We start from the raw sequence: 14,828 nt of genomic DNA, 5'->3' as shown, positions 1-14,828 counted from the left end.
CGGCGCTCGGCAGGTGGATTCGCCGTCGGCCACAAATTTTGGTTGTAGGCGCGGGTAGCATGCGCGCATGCTCAATCCCGCCATGTCACCGACCGAGGAGCCGCTGGACTCGCGGCGACTGCAGCAATTCCTGTGCGTCGCGGAATCTTCCGGGTTCAGCCGGGCCGCGGAGCAGCTGCACCTGAGTCAGCAGGCGCTCAGCAGCTCGGTCGCGAAGCTGGAATCCCAGCTGGGGGTGACGCTGTTCGATCGGACCGGGCGGCAGATCCGGCTCACCGCCGCGGGCGAGGCACTGCGCGACGGGGCCTCGGCATTGCTGGCGGCCGGGCAGGTGCTGGCCCGGCAGGTCCGGGACGCGGCGGCCGCGCAGCGACGGCCGTTCGTCGTCGCGCATACCCCGGCCATCACGGCCGAAGAGGTGCACGGCGTACTGGCGCCGGTCCGTGCCGGGATGCCGGAGGTCGCGGTCACCGTCGCCGAGATGTTCCCCCAGGATCTCGAGCCCGCGGTCGCGAACGGCAGTGTCGACCTGGCCCTGCGCCGCGGCATCACCATGCCGACGGCGCTGGCGGCCGCGGTGATCGCCTATCACCCGCTGCGGGTCGCCGTCGCCCGCGACCACCGCCTGGCCGGGCGGTCCGGGGTGACCATCCGCGATCTGCGCAGCGAGCGGATCATCATCTGGGCTCCGCCGGGCCGGTCGTACTACACCGATTTCATCGTGAGCACCTGTCGCCGTGCGGGTTTCGAGCCGGCCCTGGTCGTCAACCGCATCCAGGGCACGACACCGGCGACCGCGGTCCTCGATTACCCGGACGCGGTCGCCTTCGTCACCGCGGCTCCCGGCGACGCGCTGGGCGGCGCGGTGCGCATCGTCGAGATCGACGATCCGCCGCTGACCCCGGTGCAGGCGGTGTGGCTGCCGCACACCCGCTCGGCCATCCGCGATCTGCTCACCACCGGGGGCGACCCGCGAGCGAGCGCACCAGACACACTCTCGCTGGACAATCAGAATTTGTAGATACTGCCGAAAGTTCTGTTTTCTATTTGTGGCAGTCGCTCCTAGCGTCGGTATGGCAAGGCAACAGACCGACAAGCGGGAGGCACCCCATGAGCAACGTATTGGCAGGCAAGTCGGCGGTCGTGGCCGCCGGAGCGAAGAACCTCGGCGGCCTGATCAGCACCTCGCTGGCCCAGCGCGGCGCGAATGTGCTGGTGCACTACAACAGCGCGAGCACCGCGGCCGACGCCGAGAAGACCGTGGCCGCCATCGAGAGCGCCGGGGCGAAGGCGGCGACCTTCCAGGCCGACCTCACCGTTCCCGCGAACGTGGGGCGGCTGTTCGACGCGGCGGTCGAGACTTTCGGCTCGGTGGACATCGCGGTCAACACCGTCGGCAAGGTGCTGCGCAAGCCGATCGTGGAAACCACCGAGGCCGAATACGATTCGATGTTCGACATCAATGCCAAGGCCGCGTACTTCTTCCTGCAGGAGGCGGGCAAGCGGCTCGCGGACGGCGGCCGGATCGTCACCGTCGTCACCTCGCTGCTCGCGGCGTTCACCGACGGCTACTCCACCTACGCCGGCGCGAAGGCTCCGGTCGAGCACTTCACGCGCGCGGCGGCCAAGGAGTTCGCGGCCCGCGGCATCTCGGTCAACAATGTCGCGCCCGGCCCGATGGACACGCCGTTCTTCTACCCCCAGGAGACTCCGGAGCGGGTGGAATTCCACAAGTCGCAGGGCATGGGCGGCCGCCTGACGCGGATCGAGGACATTGCCCCGCTGGTGGAATTCCTGGTCACCGACGGCGGCTGGATCACCGGTCAGACCATCTTCGCCAATGGCGGCTACACCACCCGCTGACGAATCGCGAAGCGGCGCAAGCCTTCGCCCGAAAAGCGAAAAGGCCCTTCAGCATTCGCTGAAGGGCCTTTCACAGTAGTCCCGACGGGATTTGAACCCGCGCTACCGCCTTGAGAGGGCGGCGTCCTAGGCCGCTAGACGACGGGACCAGGGCGCTTGCTGCGATCTTCGACCGCGGCAGCTCCGAAAGCTTATCGTGCCGCCGCCCAGCAACCAAATCGCCTGTTCAGCCCGCCGTAGGCTGGTCGCGCCAGCCGCGCTCGAAAACCACCGCGAGCTTGTCCGCCAACGCCGCATCGAGGTCGATGCCGAGCGCGTCGGCGGCCATCCACGCCGTGATGACCACATCCGCCAGCTCGGCCCGCATCTCGTCGAATGTCCCTGTGCGGCGCGCCTTCCCGGACCAGCGGCGATAAGCCCCCACGAACTCGCCCGCCTCCTCGGCCAGTGCGAGCACCGCCGAATCCGCGGCCTCCGCGGCAGGGAATCCAGCGGCCCGCAGATGTCCACGGATCTCCGCCGCGACTTGTGACATATCGACTGTCATGAGGCGACCTTTCGGATGAGGATCTCGCGGGTGCAAACATCGGGTGCATCCGGACACAACCCGGGCCGTCGTCCACAACGATCAGGGTCGGCGACATCCGGAATATGTCGAGATATCGGCCGGGACCGTGACGGGGCGGACGCCATGCGGGAATCCGTGCTACTGGTAGTCCGGGGGCAGGTCGTCGAAGTCCGGCGGGGCTTCGTCGGGCCAGGGAATCTCATCGGCCGCAGCGAAATTGGAGGGTGGCGGGGTGGAACCCGCACGGCGGCCCGCGGAGGGGGATGCGCCAGAACCGGACGTATGCCGCGATTCGGGCGCGGTGGATCCCCCGGCGGATCCATGCGCGGCGCTCGCGTCCTGTCGAGCGGTGGGGCTCGAAGCAGCAGCGAATCTCGATCCGACGGCCGGTGAGACCGCGGCGCTGCCAGAAGCTCCTGCGGGGCTTGATGTTTCGCCCCGCGCGTCGGCGGAGCGGCGGCCGTTCGTCGAACTCTTCGCGGCTGGACGACCTGCGCCAGCTTCGGCCGGTCCGTCCGGGCTACCGAAGAGGCCCGTCGAATCCACCTGGGCGGCAGGGGTCGCGGTGCCACCTGCGGCGGCGATCACCTCCAGTACGCCCTCGCCGTACTTGGCGCGCTTGTTCTCGCCGATGCCGGAGATGCCGGCCAGGTCGGCGAGGGTGGCGGGTTTGCGGGTGGCGATTTCGCGCAGGGTGGCGTCGTGGAAGACGACGTAGGCGGGGACGCCCTGTTCCTTGGCGGTGGCTCCGCGCCAGGCGCGGAGCTTTTCGAACAGGTCGGTGTCGGACTTGCTGAGGTCGGCGGCGGCCAGGCGGGAAGCCTTGGCGGGCTTGGGCGTTCGGGCGGCCTTGGCGCGTTCGGGCTCGCGGCGGAGCATGACTTCGCGCTTCTCGAAGAGGACCTGGTTGCTGGCTTCGGTGAGGGTGAGCACGCCGTAGTCGCCGTGGACGGCGAGCAGGCCCTGGGCCAGCAGCTGACGGATGACGCCGCGCCATTCGATATCGCGGAGTTCGGTGCCGATGCCGAAGACCTTGAGCTCGTGGTGGGCGTGCTGCTCGACTTTGGGATTGCGCTTGCCGATGAGGATGTCGACGATGTGGCCCGCGCCGAAGCTCTGGCCGCGTTCGCGCTTGAGGCGCAGGACGGTGGAGAGCACCTTCTGGGCGGGCACGGTGCCGTCCCAGGACTCGGGGGCGTTGAGGCAAGTATCACAGTTGCCGCAGCGCTCGCCCTGCTGACCGAAGTAGGCGAGCAGCTGGACGCGGCGGCACTGGACGGTCTCGCAGAGCGCGAGCATGGCGTCCAGGTGCAGTTGCAGCTGGCGGCGGTGCATGGCGTCGCCGTCGGAGGAATCGATCATCTTGCGTTGCTGCACAACGTCACTGAGGCCGTAGACCATCCACGCGGTGGACGGCTGCCCGTCGCGGCCGGCGCGGCCGGTCTCCTGGTAGTAGCCCTCGACCGACTTGGGCAGGTCCAGGTGGGCGACGAAGCGCACGTCCGGTTTGTCGATGCCCATGCCGAAGGCGATGGTGGCGACGACGACCAGGCCGTCCTCGCGCAGGAACCGCGCCTGGTTGGTCGCGCGGGTGCGGTTGTCCAGACCCGCGTGGTACGGCACGGCCTCCACGCCATTGGCGGTCAGGAAGGCGGCGGTCTTCTCCACGGAGTTGCGCGAGAGGCAGTACACGATGCCCGCGTCCCCGGCGTGCTCGTTCTGGATGAACGAAAGCAGCTGGTGCTCCGGCCGATTCTTGCCTTCGATCCGGTACTGGATATTGGGCCGGTCGAAGCTGGCCACGAAGTGTTTCGCACGGGTGAGATCCAGCCGCTCGGCGATCTCTTTCCGGGTGGCCTCGGTCGCGGTGGCGGTGAGCGCGATGCGCGGCACATCCGGCCAGCGCTCGTGCAGCATGGACAGGCCCAGGTAGTCGGGCCGGAAGTCGTGGCCCCACTGCGAGACACAGTGCGCCTCGTCGATGGCGAACACCGAGATCTTGCCCCGGTCCAGCAGCGAGGCCGTGGAATCGAGCCGCAGGCGCTCCGGTGCGAGGTAGAGCACATCCAGCTCGCCGGCCACGAATTGCGCCTCGACCGTGCGCCGTTCGTCGGGGAACTGGGTCGAGTTCAGGAAGCCCGCGCGCACGCCGACGGCATTGAGCGCGTCGACCTGGTCCTGCATGAGCGCGATCAGCGGCGAGATCACCACGCCCACGCCCGGCCGCACCAGCGCCGGAATCTGGTAGCACAGCGACTTGCCGCCACCGGTGGGCATCAGCACCAGCGCGTCGCCGCCGCCGATCACCTGCTCGACGATGTCGCGCTGCGGCCCGCGAAAACTGTCGTACCCGAAGGTCTTTCGCAAAACCTGGTGCGCCGGATCATTTCCGGCGTCACCCAGGTTCCCGACAGTTACGGATTCGACCTCCGGCGCGCTCACGGCCGCAATCCTACGGACACCATCCGACAGCATGAACCCCGTTGGCCCGTAAAGACCGAACTTCGCGCACTCACTCGCGGACGTAGTACCGCAGCGCGGCATATGCCGTCAGAGCGGCGAATCCGACACCGATCGGTGTGACGACCATCGCAACCGCCGCGATGTCGTCGCCCGTGATGCGCGGCAGCACCTGGTCGTTGAACAGCGAGCCCAGCGCCCGATTGATCACCAGCGGCTGCGCGACGAACAAACCCGCCACGGCCAGTACGGATCCCACGAGCGCGGCCAGCACGGCCTCCAGCAGGAACGGCAGCTGCGTGTACCAGCGCGTCGCGCCGACCAGTCGCATGATGCCGACCTCGGTCTTGCGCGCCAGCGCCGCCACCTGAACCATGTTGGCGATCAACAGCAGCGCCGCCAGCGCCTGCAGCGCCGCCAAACCGAAGGCGGCATTGCGCAATCCGACGAAGAACCCGACGAGCCGGTCCACGATGTCCATGTCATTGAGCACGGACTGGACCCCGGGCCGCTTGGAGAAATCGTCGTAGATGGACCGGTACTTGGTGACGTCGTCGAGCTTCACCCGGAACGAGGCGGGCAGCCCGTCCTTGCTCACCTCGTCGGCGAGCCCGGGCTGATCCTTGAAGGTGGTCTCCTTGACCTCCTTCACCGCGTCCGCGCTGTTGACGAACTGCACGTTCGCCACATGGTCGTGCTTCTTCAGATCCGACATGAGCGAGGCGCACGGCTGCCCGGTGCAGTCCGGATCGGTCTTGGAGACCTGATCGTCGAGATACAAACGGATCTCGACGCGCTGGACGTAGTAGTCCTGGATCTTGTCGGCCATGCGCACCGCCAGCAGACCGCCGCCCAGCATGGTCAGCGACACCGCGGTGGTGAGGATCATGGCGATGGTCATGGTGACGTTGCGGCGTAGGCCGGTGAAGACCTCGCTGAACAGGAATCCCGCGCGCATTACCGGCCCACCCCGTAGACGCCCATCTCGTCGTCGCGCACGATGCGCCCGCGATCGAGTTCGACCACGCGCCGGCGCATGGCGTCGACGATGGTGTTGTCGTGGGTGGCCATCACCACCGTGGTTCCGGTGCGGTTGATGCGTTCGAGCAAAGTCATGATGTCTGCGCTGGTCTCCGGGTCGAGGTTGCCGGTCGGTTCGTCGGCCAGCAGTACCAGCGGCCGGTTGACGAAGGCGCGAGCGAGCGCGACCCGCTGCTGTTCACCGCCGGAGAGTTCGCCGGGCAGGCGGTCGGCCTTGCCCGCGAGCCCGACCATGTCGAGCGCCTCGGGCACCGAGCGATTGATGAATGCTCGTGATTTGCCAATCACTTCCAGCGCGAAGGCCACGTTCTGTTCGACGGTCTTCTGCTGCAGCAACCGGAAGTCCTGGAAGACGCAGCCGATGCGCTGGCGCAGCTTGGGAACCTTGCGCCCCGGCAGCCGGTCGACCCGGAAGTCGGCGACCCACACCTCACCGGTGGTCGGCTTCTCATCCTTCAACAGCAGCCGCATGAACGTGGACTTTCCGGAGCCCGAAGGCCCGATAACGAAGACGAACTCGCCTTTTCCGATATCAACGGAGACATTGTCCAGCGCCGGCCGCGTCGAGGTCTGGTACGACTTGGTGACGTTGCGCAGGGTTATCACGGGGAGCCAGTGTAGCCAGGGCGACGCCGCGGCTGACTACACCGCGCGGTGGTCAACTCACTTGCCCGAGTGCTCGGGAGTGTTTGGCAGATAGTTGCTGAGCATTGTGTTCACGATCGGAGGGGCGGTCTTCGGCTCGTGTTCTGAGGGCTTGACGAAGATGTAGAGGACGAACGTTCCAACCCACACGGCCATCAGGATCGCCGTGGACTTACGTGTTCTAACTCGCACCGTCACTGAGACCCTCCCGGCGCAGAGCCGCGGCTACCCGCACCCGCAGCTCGCGTCCGACTTCGAACTGTTTGCCCGGTAGCGTCCTTGCCACCATCTTGATGTTCATCTGGTTGACGGTGAGATCTTCGACACCCATGACGCTGGGCTCGTCCAGGAGCAAGGCTTTCAGCTTGCGATCGGCGAAGGCCTTGGCACCCACGTCGTGCAGTATCTCGTTGACCTTGTTGATGTCGGCGGTCGCGGGTACGGGCACGTCGATGGCGGCGCGCGCCCAATCCTTCGACAGATTGGTCACTTTCACGATCTGACCGTTCGGGACGATTATCACTTCGCCGTCGGCGCTACGCAGAGTCGTGATGCGCAACGTGACGTCCTCGACCGTACCCTCGGCCTCGGTCGAGTTTCCAGTGACTGCGATCCGCACGACATCGCCGAAGCCGTACTGTCTTTCGGTAATCAGGAAGAATCCGGCGAGCAGGTCCTGCACTATGCGTTGTGCGCCGAAACCCAGTGCGGCACCGAGCACCGCGGCCGGCGCGACCAGACCGCCCAGCTCGAATCCCAAGCGCCGCAAGACTTCCAGCGATACCAGGAAGTAGACGACCGACAGCACCACCCAGGTGATGACCTGCGCCAACGCATGTCGATGCTTGGCGGCCTCGCTCCGCACCAGCGAATCACTGCTGCGGAATCCGGCGTCGATCTTGCGGGTGATGCGGTCGCGCACGAAGGTCGCGGCCCGGCTGAACAACATGGCCCCGACGACGAGCAGCACGATCTCGAGACCGCTGGACCGTAGCCAGTTCCCGAAATCGGCCCCCGAGCCAGCGGCGAGAATCGAATGCATGGTTTATCCCTGAGTCGTCTGCTCCCGCATGCGCCAGCGGATGCCGGATTCGATGAAGGCGTCGATGTCACCGTCGAGCACGGCGGAGGGGTTGTTGACCTCGTAGCCGGTGCGCAGGTCCTTGACCATCTGGTACGGGTGCAGGACGTAGGAGCGCATCTGGTTGCCCCAGGACGCGCCCTCGTTGGTCTTGAGGGCGTCCATCTGGGCGCGCTCTTCCTGCCGCTTGCGCTCGAGCAGCTTGGCCTGCAGCACGCGCATGGCCGAAATCTTGTTCTGCAGCTGCGATTTCTCGTTCTGACAGGTGACGACGATGCCGGTCGGAATGTGGGTCAGTCGGACCGCGGAGTCGGTGGTGTTGACGGACTGGCCGCCGGGACCCGAGGACCGGTACACGTCGACGCGCACCTCGTTCTCGGGAATCTCGATGTGGTCGGTGGTCTCGACCACGGGCAGCACCTCGACCTCGGCGAAGGAGGTCTGGCGGCGGCCCTGGTTGTCGAACGGGCTGATACGGACCAGTCGGTGCGTACCCATCTCGACGGAGAGCGTGCCGTACGCGTACGGCGTCTTCACCGCGAAGGTCGCCGACTTGATGCCCGCCTCCTCCGCGTAGGAGGTGTCGTAGATCTCGACCGGGTACTTGTGGCCCTCGGCCCAGCGGACATACATGCGCATGAGCATCTGCGCCCAGTCCGCGGCGTCCACGCCACCCGCGCCGGAGCGAATATTGACCAGCGCCTCACGCTTGTCGTACTCGCCGGAGAGCAGCGTCCGGACCTCCATGGCCTCCACATCGGCGTGCAGGCCGGCCCGCTCGGCGTCGGCGTCGGCGAGGGCCGCGGTGCGATCCGCGCCCTCCTCGGCCTCGGCGAGCTCGTAGAGCACCGGCAGATCCTCGAGCCGCTGCCGGAGATCACGCACCCGGCGCAGTTCGCTCTGCGCGTGGGAGAGCTGACTGGTGACGGCCTGAGCGTGCTCTTGGTTGTTCCACAGCTCCGGGTCGGCCGCTTGATGTTCCAGCTCGTCGATGCGGCGAGCCAGCTCGTCGATGTCGAGCACGGACTCGATGGTCTTCAGAGTCGTGTCGAGTTCGGCCAAGTCAGCGGAGACGTCAGGATGCACGATGCTCAAAACTACACCGCCTCCCCGAACCTTTAGCGGACAGCTGAGTGCCGTAGACATTCCTGCACCCGTGCCGGCGGTTGAGAGCCAACCCGATTTTGGACGTACCCGGTGAGTTACCCCGGTCGGCACGAAATCAGTTGTCGCGTTGGGATCGATCAACCCGCGACGGCGCGGAGGCCGCCCGGGCGACGGCCGACCAGTCGGTCCAGGGCCTGCGCGGTGGCGTCGTCGGCGGGCAGGTAGACCATGAGGAACTGGTCGTCGTCGGCCGAGAGGTTCAGGGTTTCGTAGGCCAGGCGCAGGGGTCCGGCCTCGGGGTGGGTGAGGCGGCCGACGCCGTTGGTGTCGGGCAGGCCGGGCAGGGTGTCCGCGCGGCGGGTGAATTCGGGGCCGACGATGGCGGCGAGCTCGTCCATCAGGGCGTTGACGTGCGGGTCGGCGCGGCCGGGGCCCTGTTTGAGGGTGGCGACCACCTTGTCGGCCTTGTGTTCCCAGTCGGGATAGGCGTCGCGGGCACGCGGATCGGATAGGACATATCGGGCGTAGCTGCCGGGTAGGCCGCCGTCGAGCAGGCCGATCGGGCCGAACAGGGCGCGGTAGCCGTCGGTCACCGCGAGAATCTCGCTGAGCCGGTTCATGACCGCGGCGGGCGCGGGTTCGAGCTGGTCGAGCATGGCTTGCACGGCCGGGCGGATACGCCGGTTGGGGCCGGACCCGCCGCGGCAGTTGTATTTCGGATCCCCGGCCTTGGCGAAGTTGAGCAGGTGCACCCGCTGTGCCGGGGTCAGGCGCAGCGCGTCGGCCAGCGCGATCAATACCGGCGCGGACGGATGCCGGTCGCGGCCCTGCTCCAGGCGCGTCAGGTATTCCACCGAAACGCCTGCGAGCGTGGCCAATTCGGAGCGGCGCAGGCCGGGCGTGCGGCGGCGGGCTCCGCTCGGCAGGCCGACCTCGGCGGGTGTGACCGCCTCCCGGCGCAGCCGCAGGAACAGTCCCAGTTCGTTCTCGCTCACGAAATCAACGCTAGCAACGGGTCTCGCGCTCAGCATGTCCCTGCCACTACCACCCTCAGCGTGGTCTCCCTAGCGCTCTCGCCGGATCGCAGAGTTGATCTCGAGCGGCCGACCGGTCGCGGCGAATCTCGAAGGAGACCTTCAATGAGCAGCAACCTGCGTCTCGCGGTGATCATCGGCAGCGTCCGGGAGGGACGGTTCGGGCCCGTGGTGGCGAACTGGTTCGCCGAGCAGGCCAAGGCGCACGGGGCGTTCGATATCGATCTCATCGACCTGGCGGATTACGACCTGCCGCATGCGCTGCCCGCGGTGTCGCCGCTGATGGACCCGAACCCGGTGCGGCCGGGCAATGGCGAGGAGCTGGCCGAGAGGCTCGCCGCCGCTGACGCGTTCGTGGTCGTGACACCGGATATCAACCGCAGTTTCCCGGCCTCGCTGAAGACCGCGATCGACTGGCACTTCACCCAATGGGACCGCAAGACCGTGGGTTTCGTCGGCTACAGCGGCAGGTCCGGCGGCCTGCTCGCCATCGAGGGCCTGCGTGCGATCTTCAACGAACTCAATGCCCACACGGTCAAGGACTACGTCTCCTTCCCGCGCTATTTCCAGCTGTTCGACCAGTCCGGGACACTCGTCGACCCCACCGAATTCGAACAGCTCGCCACCCTGCTGCTGGACCAACTCCAGTGGTGGGCAACCGCCCTCACCGCCGCCCGTAAGGAAGCCGTTCCCGCCTAGTTTCGCGATACCGGGTGGAGGACACCCGGCGTTAACTGGACTGGACTAACGTGACGGGACGTGACCCGACTTTCCGCTGATCTGGAACTTGCGTTGAAGCTGGCCGATGCGGCCGACGCCATTACCCGTGAGCGGTTCGGTGCGCTCGATTTGAAGATCGATTCGAAGCCGGATCTGACACCGGTGTCGGACGCGGATCTGGCGGTCGAGCGGACCGTGCGGGAGGTTCTCGGCACTGAGCGGCCCGACGATCTGGTGCTGGGCGAGGAGTTCGGCGGCGACGTCGAATTCAGCGGTCGCCAGTGGGTGATCGATCCGATCGACGGCACCAAGAACTTCGTGCGCGGCGTACCGGTGTGGGCCTCACTCATCTCGCTGCTCGAGGACGGCGTGCCGGTGGTGGGCGTGGTGAGCGCGCCGGCGCTGTCGCGGCGCTGGTGGGCCGCGTCCGGCTCGGGCGCGTGGAGCAGCTTCGAGCGGGGCGAGCCCAGGTCGATCTCGGTCTCGGCGGTGGCCGAGCTGGGCGCGTCCAGCCTGGCCATCTCCAGCCTGTCGGGCTGGCGGGCGATCGGCCGCCGGGCCAAACTCATCGCCCTCACCGACGAGGTGTGGCGGGTGCGCGGCTACGGCGACTTCTTCGGCTACGCCCTGCTCGCCGAGGGCGCGGTGGACATCTGCACCGAACCCGAACTGTCGCTGTGGGACATGGCCGCGCTCGACATCCTCATCCGGGAGGCGGGCGGGACCTTCACCGCGCTGGACGGCAGGCCGGGCCCGCACGGCGGCAGCGCGGTCGCGACCAACGGCCACCTGCAGGATCAGGTGCTGGCGGCGCTGCAAGCCTGAGATCGGTACCGTGGGGCTCGAGTCTCAGCCGAGTCTCTTGATGGCGGGCCACATCTCGGCCCACGGGTGTTCGGGCGTGCGGCAGAGGATGACCGCGCGCCCTTGCTCGTTGTTGTGGATGTCGTGGCCATTGTCGATGCGGCCCAAGGGTTCCGGATCGACGCAGAAGCGGGATACCTCCTCGGCCTTGATGCCCAGCACGATCACCGCGCTCGTGCCGGAGGGCGGACCCCACCACCAGTAGGCGTTGTCGCCGCTGTGCGGCGTGGGCAATCCGTAAGGGCCGCCGAAGTGTTCGATGGCCCCTGCCTCGCCGTAGTTGCCGGTGAGGATGCCGGCGTCGGGTACGGAGCGGGCACGGAAGTCGGCGATCTGGGCGACGAATCCGGGCCAGCCGTAGGTCTCCCCCGCCTCTTTGTTGATGGCGAGGATCGCCGACGGGGCCCGCAGGGCCGATGCGGGGAGCACCGGAAGGAAGACCAGCGCGGAGAAGACCGCGGTGAACGCGATGGCGAACGTCAGTGCGGCGGCACGTATCCGATGCCCGGTCAGCCATGGCTCCGCCCCGACGGCACCGGCCGCGAGCAACAGCGGATACATCTCGCCCAGGTAGTAGGCCTTGCCGACCATGGCCAGGTAGCCGAGGAACAACACCGCGTAGGCCAGGACGAAGGCGCGGTAGCGCGGCCGCCGCCACAGCCACCACAGGCCGAAGCTCCACAGCGGGACCAGCAGCACCCCGATCAGTCCGAATTGCAGGAGCACGAACCCGATTCGCGAATTCGAGCTGCCGGAGGAACCGCCCGCGATGGCCCGGCTCACCGCCCATTGCGGCCAGCCGTTGCGCGCCTGCCAGACCACATAGGGCGCGCTGATCACCGCGGCAATGCCCAGGGCCATCGGAAAGTACCTGGTGGCGAATACTTCTCGCGGTCCGACCGCGAGCAGCGAGAGCGCCAGCGCGGCAATGGGAACCACGATCAGGGCCTTGTTCTGCACGCCGATTCCGGCCAGCACGCCGATCGCGAGCCACCAGCGCGGGTCGAAGGACGGGCGCAGCAGTTTCAGCACGAGCAGCGCCAGCGCCGACCACACGGCCAGATCGATGTCCGCGGTGCTGAGGGTGTGTCCCGCGCCCATGACCAGGGCGGCCGAGGCGACGCTCGCGGCGGCGATGGTGCGGGCGAGGCGTCCGCCGCCGAGTTCGCGGGCGGCGAGGCCCGCGCAGATCACCACGACGGTCGCGGCGAGGGTCGCCGGAATGCGCAGCACCATCACGGAATTCGCGTCGATCTCCGACATTGCTCGGGCCAGCAGCGGCACCAGCGGCGGCTGATCGGGATATCCCCAGTCCGGTCGACGGCCCGCGGCCAGGAAATAGAGTTCGTCACGGTGATAGCCGTACCGGCCGGACACCGCGGTCATGAGTCCCGCGAAAATCCCGGCGATCCAGAAGGTTTCACTGGCAGTGGCAGTGATCGGCCGCTGTTCCATTCCCCCAATGGTCGCATTTCCGGGGCGGCCGTGCCCGGATTCGGTACCCGGCGCGGGCTGCGGTCCCGGCGCCGGGCGCGTTGCTACGCGCTCGCGTCAGCCCAGCAGGGGCACACAGACCGAGCCGAAGTCGAGGTAGGGGCCGCCGACCGAGGAGCCGACGCCGACCGAGCCGAAGGAGACGCCGGCGGTCGGTCCACCGCCACAGTTGTCGGAGCTGGATCCGGCGCCCGAGCCGGTCAGGCCCGCGCCGGAGCCGGTGACGCCGATGTCGATCGGCTGCAGCGGGACCTCGGCGTTGGCGCCGGGGGCGGCGAGGAAGAGACCGGCGGCGACGAGACCGACGGTTCCGAGAGCAATCTTCATATGTAAAACCTCCGTCAGGAGCGGGTTATGCGCCTGCACCCTAGCCCAGTCCGCGAGCTTCTGAAGCGTGTTTGTTTCACTAGAACCGAGCGGTACCGGCCGGTAAGTTCGAACCACCGCGCTGACCTGCCGATTCGACAACCCTCGACGGCAGTTCTTACTCTGAAGTAAGATAGTCTTACTCAGGAGTAAGATTGCTGGGCAGGATCACCCACCTCCTCGATAGAAAACTGGTGATTATGAGCACTCGAGACACCGCAACGAAGCGGGATACGTCCGCCGTTGGCCTCAACCCGGTCAAACGCGACTGGATGGGCGCGGCGATGCGGGTCATGACGACCATCACGGGGTCGGAACTCGCCGAGAAGTACAAGCTGCGCAAGCCGATCGAGCGCCTCACCTACGAGGGCACCAAGACCGGATTCCGCTCCCTCGGTGCCGCGACCCGCGTTTTCGAGAAGGTCGCCGGGGGCGGCGCGCCGAAGCGGCTGCCCGCCAACGAGTCTCGCAAGAAGGACTACTTCGACCTCACCCCGACCGACGAGCAGCAGATGATCGTCGAGACGGTGCGCGAGTTCGCCGCGGAGATCCTGCGCCCGGCCGCCTACGAGGCCGACAACGCCGCCAAGGCGCCGCGCGATCTGCTCGAGCGCGCCGCCGAGCTGGGCATCACGCTGATCAATGTCCCGGAGGAGCTCGAGGGCGCGGCCTCCGAGCGGGGCGCGGTCACCAATTCTCTGGTCGCCGAGGCGCTTTCGCACGGTGACATGGGCCTGGCGCTGCCGATCCTGGCGCCGAGCGGTGTCGCGGTCGCGCTGTCGCAGTGGGGTACCGACGCGCAGCAGCAGACCTACCTCGGCGCTTTCACAGGTGAGAACGTGCCGCAGGCGTCGGTCGTCATCTCCGAGCCGCAGGCGCTGTTCGATCCGTTCGCGTTGAAGACCAAGGCGACTCGCTCGCCGAGCGGTTTCCGCCTCAACGGTGTGAAGACCCTGGTTCCGGCCGCCGGTGACGCCGAGCTGTTCATCGTGGCCGCCGAGCTGGATGGGCGCCCGACCTTCTTCATCGTCGAGTCCGACACCGAAGGTGTTGTGGTCGAGGCGGATCCGAGCATGGGTATGCGGGCCGCGGGCCTGGGTCGCCTGCTGCTCAACAATGTCGCGGTGCCGGCGACCGCGCTGCTGGGTGACTCCGAGGGCGCGGTGCGCGCCGAGGAGTACGCCGACGCGGTGCGGCTGGCTCGCCTGGGCTGGGCCTCGCTGGCCATCGGTACCGGCCAGGCCGTGCTGGACTACGTGATTCCGTATGTGAAGGAGCGCGAGGCATTCGGTGAGCCGATCGCCCACCGGCAGGCGGTCGCGTTCATGGTCGCCAATATGGCGATCGAGCTGGACGGTCTTCGTCTCGTGACCCTGCGGGGTGCGTCACGCGCGGAGCAGGGCCTCTCGTTCGCTCGCGAGGCGGCGCTGGCCAAGAAGCTGGCCACCGACAAGGGGATGCAGATCGGCCTGGACGGCGTGCAGCTGCTGGGTGGACACGGCTTCACCAAGGAACACCCGGTCGAGCGCTGGTACCGCGATCTGCGCGGTGTCGGCGTCGCCGAAGGCATCGTCCTCATCTGACC

Annotated in this window: 13 protein-coding genes, 1 tRNA gene and 1 pseudogene; 5 read left to right on the top strand and 10 right to left on the bottom strand. The window is 67.5% G+C overall.

Annotation, left to right across the window (positions count from 1 at the left end; all coding sequences use genetic code 11):
- The first annotated feature begins 67 nt into the window (after window positions 1–67).
- Together GPX89_RS28920 and GPX89_RS28915 are read left to right on the top strand one after the other, a co-directional pair.
- Window positions 68–1,021: a LysR family transcriptional regulator gene (locus GPX89_RS28920; protein ID WP_157390857.1), complete on the top strand. Its 954-nt coding sequence runs from the start codon at window positions 68–70 to the stop codon at window positions 1,019–1,021.
- Between the two features lie 89 nt (window positions 1,022–1,110).
- A complete protein-coding gene (locus tag GPX89_RS28915) occupies window positions 1,111–1,863 on the top strand; it encodes an SDR family oxidoreductase (protein WP_157390856.1) in 753 nt (250 codons plus the stop codon).
- 76 nt (window positions 1,864–1,939) lie between these two features.
- Here GPX89_RS28915 and GPX89_RS28910 read toward each other — a convergent pair.
- The 8 genes and pseudogenes from GPX89_RS28910 to GPX89_RS28875 all read right to left on the bottom strand — a co-directional run bounded on the left by GPX89_RS28910 (window position 1,940) and on the right by GPX89_RS28875 (window position 9,760).
- Window positions 1,940–2,012, bottom strand: a tRNA-Glu gene (locus GPX89_RS28910).
- A 77-nt stretch (window positions 2,013–2,089) separates the two neighbouring features.
- Window positions 2,090–2,410: a MazG nucleotide pyrophosphohydrolase domain-containing protein gene (locus GPX89_RS28905; protein WP_157390855.1), complete on the bottom strand. Its 321-nt coding sequence runs from the start codon at window positions 2,408–2,410 to the stop codon at window positions 2,090–2,092.
- Window positions 2,411–3,007: 597 nt separating this feature from the next.
- Window positions 3,008–4,834 (bottom strand): annotated as a pseudogene (gene recQ, locus GPX89_RS28900) (DNA helicase RecQ); the annotation flags it as partial.
- Window positions 4,835–4,943: 109 nt separating this feature from the next.
- Complete coding sequence (ftsX, locus tag GPX89_RS28895) at window positions 4,944–5,849, bottom strand: permease-like cell division protein FtsX (RefSeq protein WP_157390853.1); 906 nt, start codon at window positions 5,847–5,849, stop codon at window positions 4,944–4,946.
- The gene (ftsE, locus tag GPX89_RS28890) at window positions 5,849–6,538 is read right to left on the bottom strand and encodes a cell division ATP-binding protein FtsE (RefSeq protein WP_328602425.1); all 690 of its coding nucleotides are present in this window, start codon (window positions 6,536–6,538) and stop codon (window positions 5,849–5,851) included. The genes ftsX and ftsE overlap by 1 nt, the downstream gene beginning before the upstream one ends.
- A 220-nt stretch (window positions 6,539–6,758) precedes the next feature.
- Window positions 6,759–7,619, bottom strand: coding sequence for a mechanosensitive ion channel family protein (locus tag GPX89_RS28885; RefSeq protein WP_157390852.1), 861 nt, complete (start codon window positions 7,617–7,619; stop codon window positions 6,759–6,761).
- 3 nt (window positions 7,620–7,622) lie between these two features.
- Window positions 7,623–8,744: a peptide chain release factor 2 gene (gene prfB, locus GPX89_RS28880; RefSeq protein WP_328602424.1), complete on the bottom strand. Its 1,122-nt coding sequence runs from the start codon at window positions 8,742–8,744 to the stop codon at window positions 7,623–7,625.
- 158 nt (window positions 8,745–8,902) lie between these two features.
- Window positions 8,903–9,760: a helix-turn-helix transcriptional regulator gene (locus tag GPX89_RS28875; RefSeq protein ID WP_328602423.1), complete on the bottom strand. Its 858-nt coding sequence runs from the start codon at window positions 9,758–9,760 to the stop codon at window positions 8,903–8,905.
- 144 nt (window positions 9,761–9,904) lie between these two features.
- Here GPX89_RS28875 and GPX89_RS28870 point away from each other — a divergent pair, with 144 nt between their 5' ends.
- Complete coding sequence (locus GPX89_RS28870; protein WP_157390849.1) at window positions 9,905–10,498, top strand: NADPH-dependent FMN reductase; 594 nt, start codon at window positions 9,905–9,907, stop codon at window positions 10,496–10,498.
- A gap of 60 nt (window positions 10,499–10,558) precedes the next feature.
- Window positions 10,559–11,344: a histidinol-phosphatase gene (gene hisN, locus GPX89_RS28865; RefSeq protein WP_328602422.1), complete on the top strand. Its 786-nt coding sequence runs from the start codon at window positions 10,559–10,561 to the stop codon at window positions 11,342–11,344.
- A gap of 24 nt (window positions 11,345–11,368) precedes the next feature.
- Here the strand turns inward: hisN and GPX89_RS28860 are convergent, their stop codons facing one another.
- Window positions 11,369–12,838 carry an ArnT family glycosyltransferase gene (locus tag GPX89_RS28860; RefSeq protein WP_157390848.1) on the bottom strand — a complete coding sequence of 490 codons (1,470 nt, stop codon included), beginning with the start codon at window positions 12,836–12,838 and terminating at the stop codon, window positions 11,369–11,371.
- Window positions 12,839–12,934: 96 nt separating this feature from the next.
- Window positions 12,935–13,204, bottom strand: a complete 270-nt coding sequence (locus GPX89_RS28855; RefSeq protein ID WP_157390847.1) for a hypothetical protein — start codon at window positions 13,202–13,204, stop codon at window positions 12,935–12,937.
- A 233-nt stretch (window positions 13,205–13,437) separates the two neighbouring features.
- On the opposite strand from GPX89_RS28855, the gene GPX89_RS28850 reads away from it, so the two are divergent.
- Complete coding sequence (locus GPX89_RS28850) at window positions 13,438–14,826, top strand: acyl-CoA dehydrogenase family protein (protein ID WP_407939496.1); 1,389 nt, start codon at window positions 13,438–13,440, stop codon at window positions 14,824–14,826.
- The last annotated feature ends 2 nt before the right edge of the window (window positions 14,827–14,828 follow it).

The sequence above is a fragment of the Nocardia terrae genome (genome assembly GCF_009760405.1).
Taxonomy (GTDB): Bacteria; Actinomycetota; Actinomycetes; order Mycobacteriales; family Mycobacteriaceae; genus Nocardia; species Nocardia terrae.
This window is presented reverse-complemented; position numbering and strand designations above follow the sequence as displayed.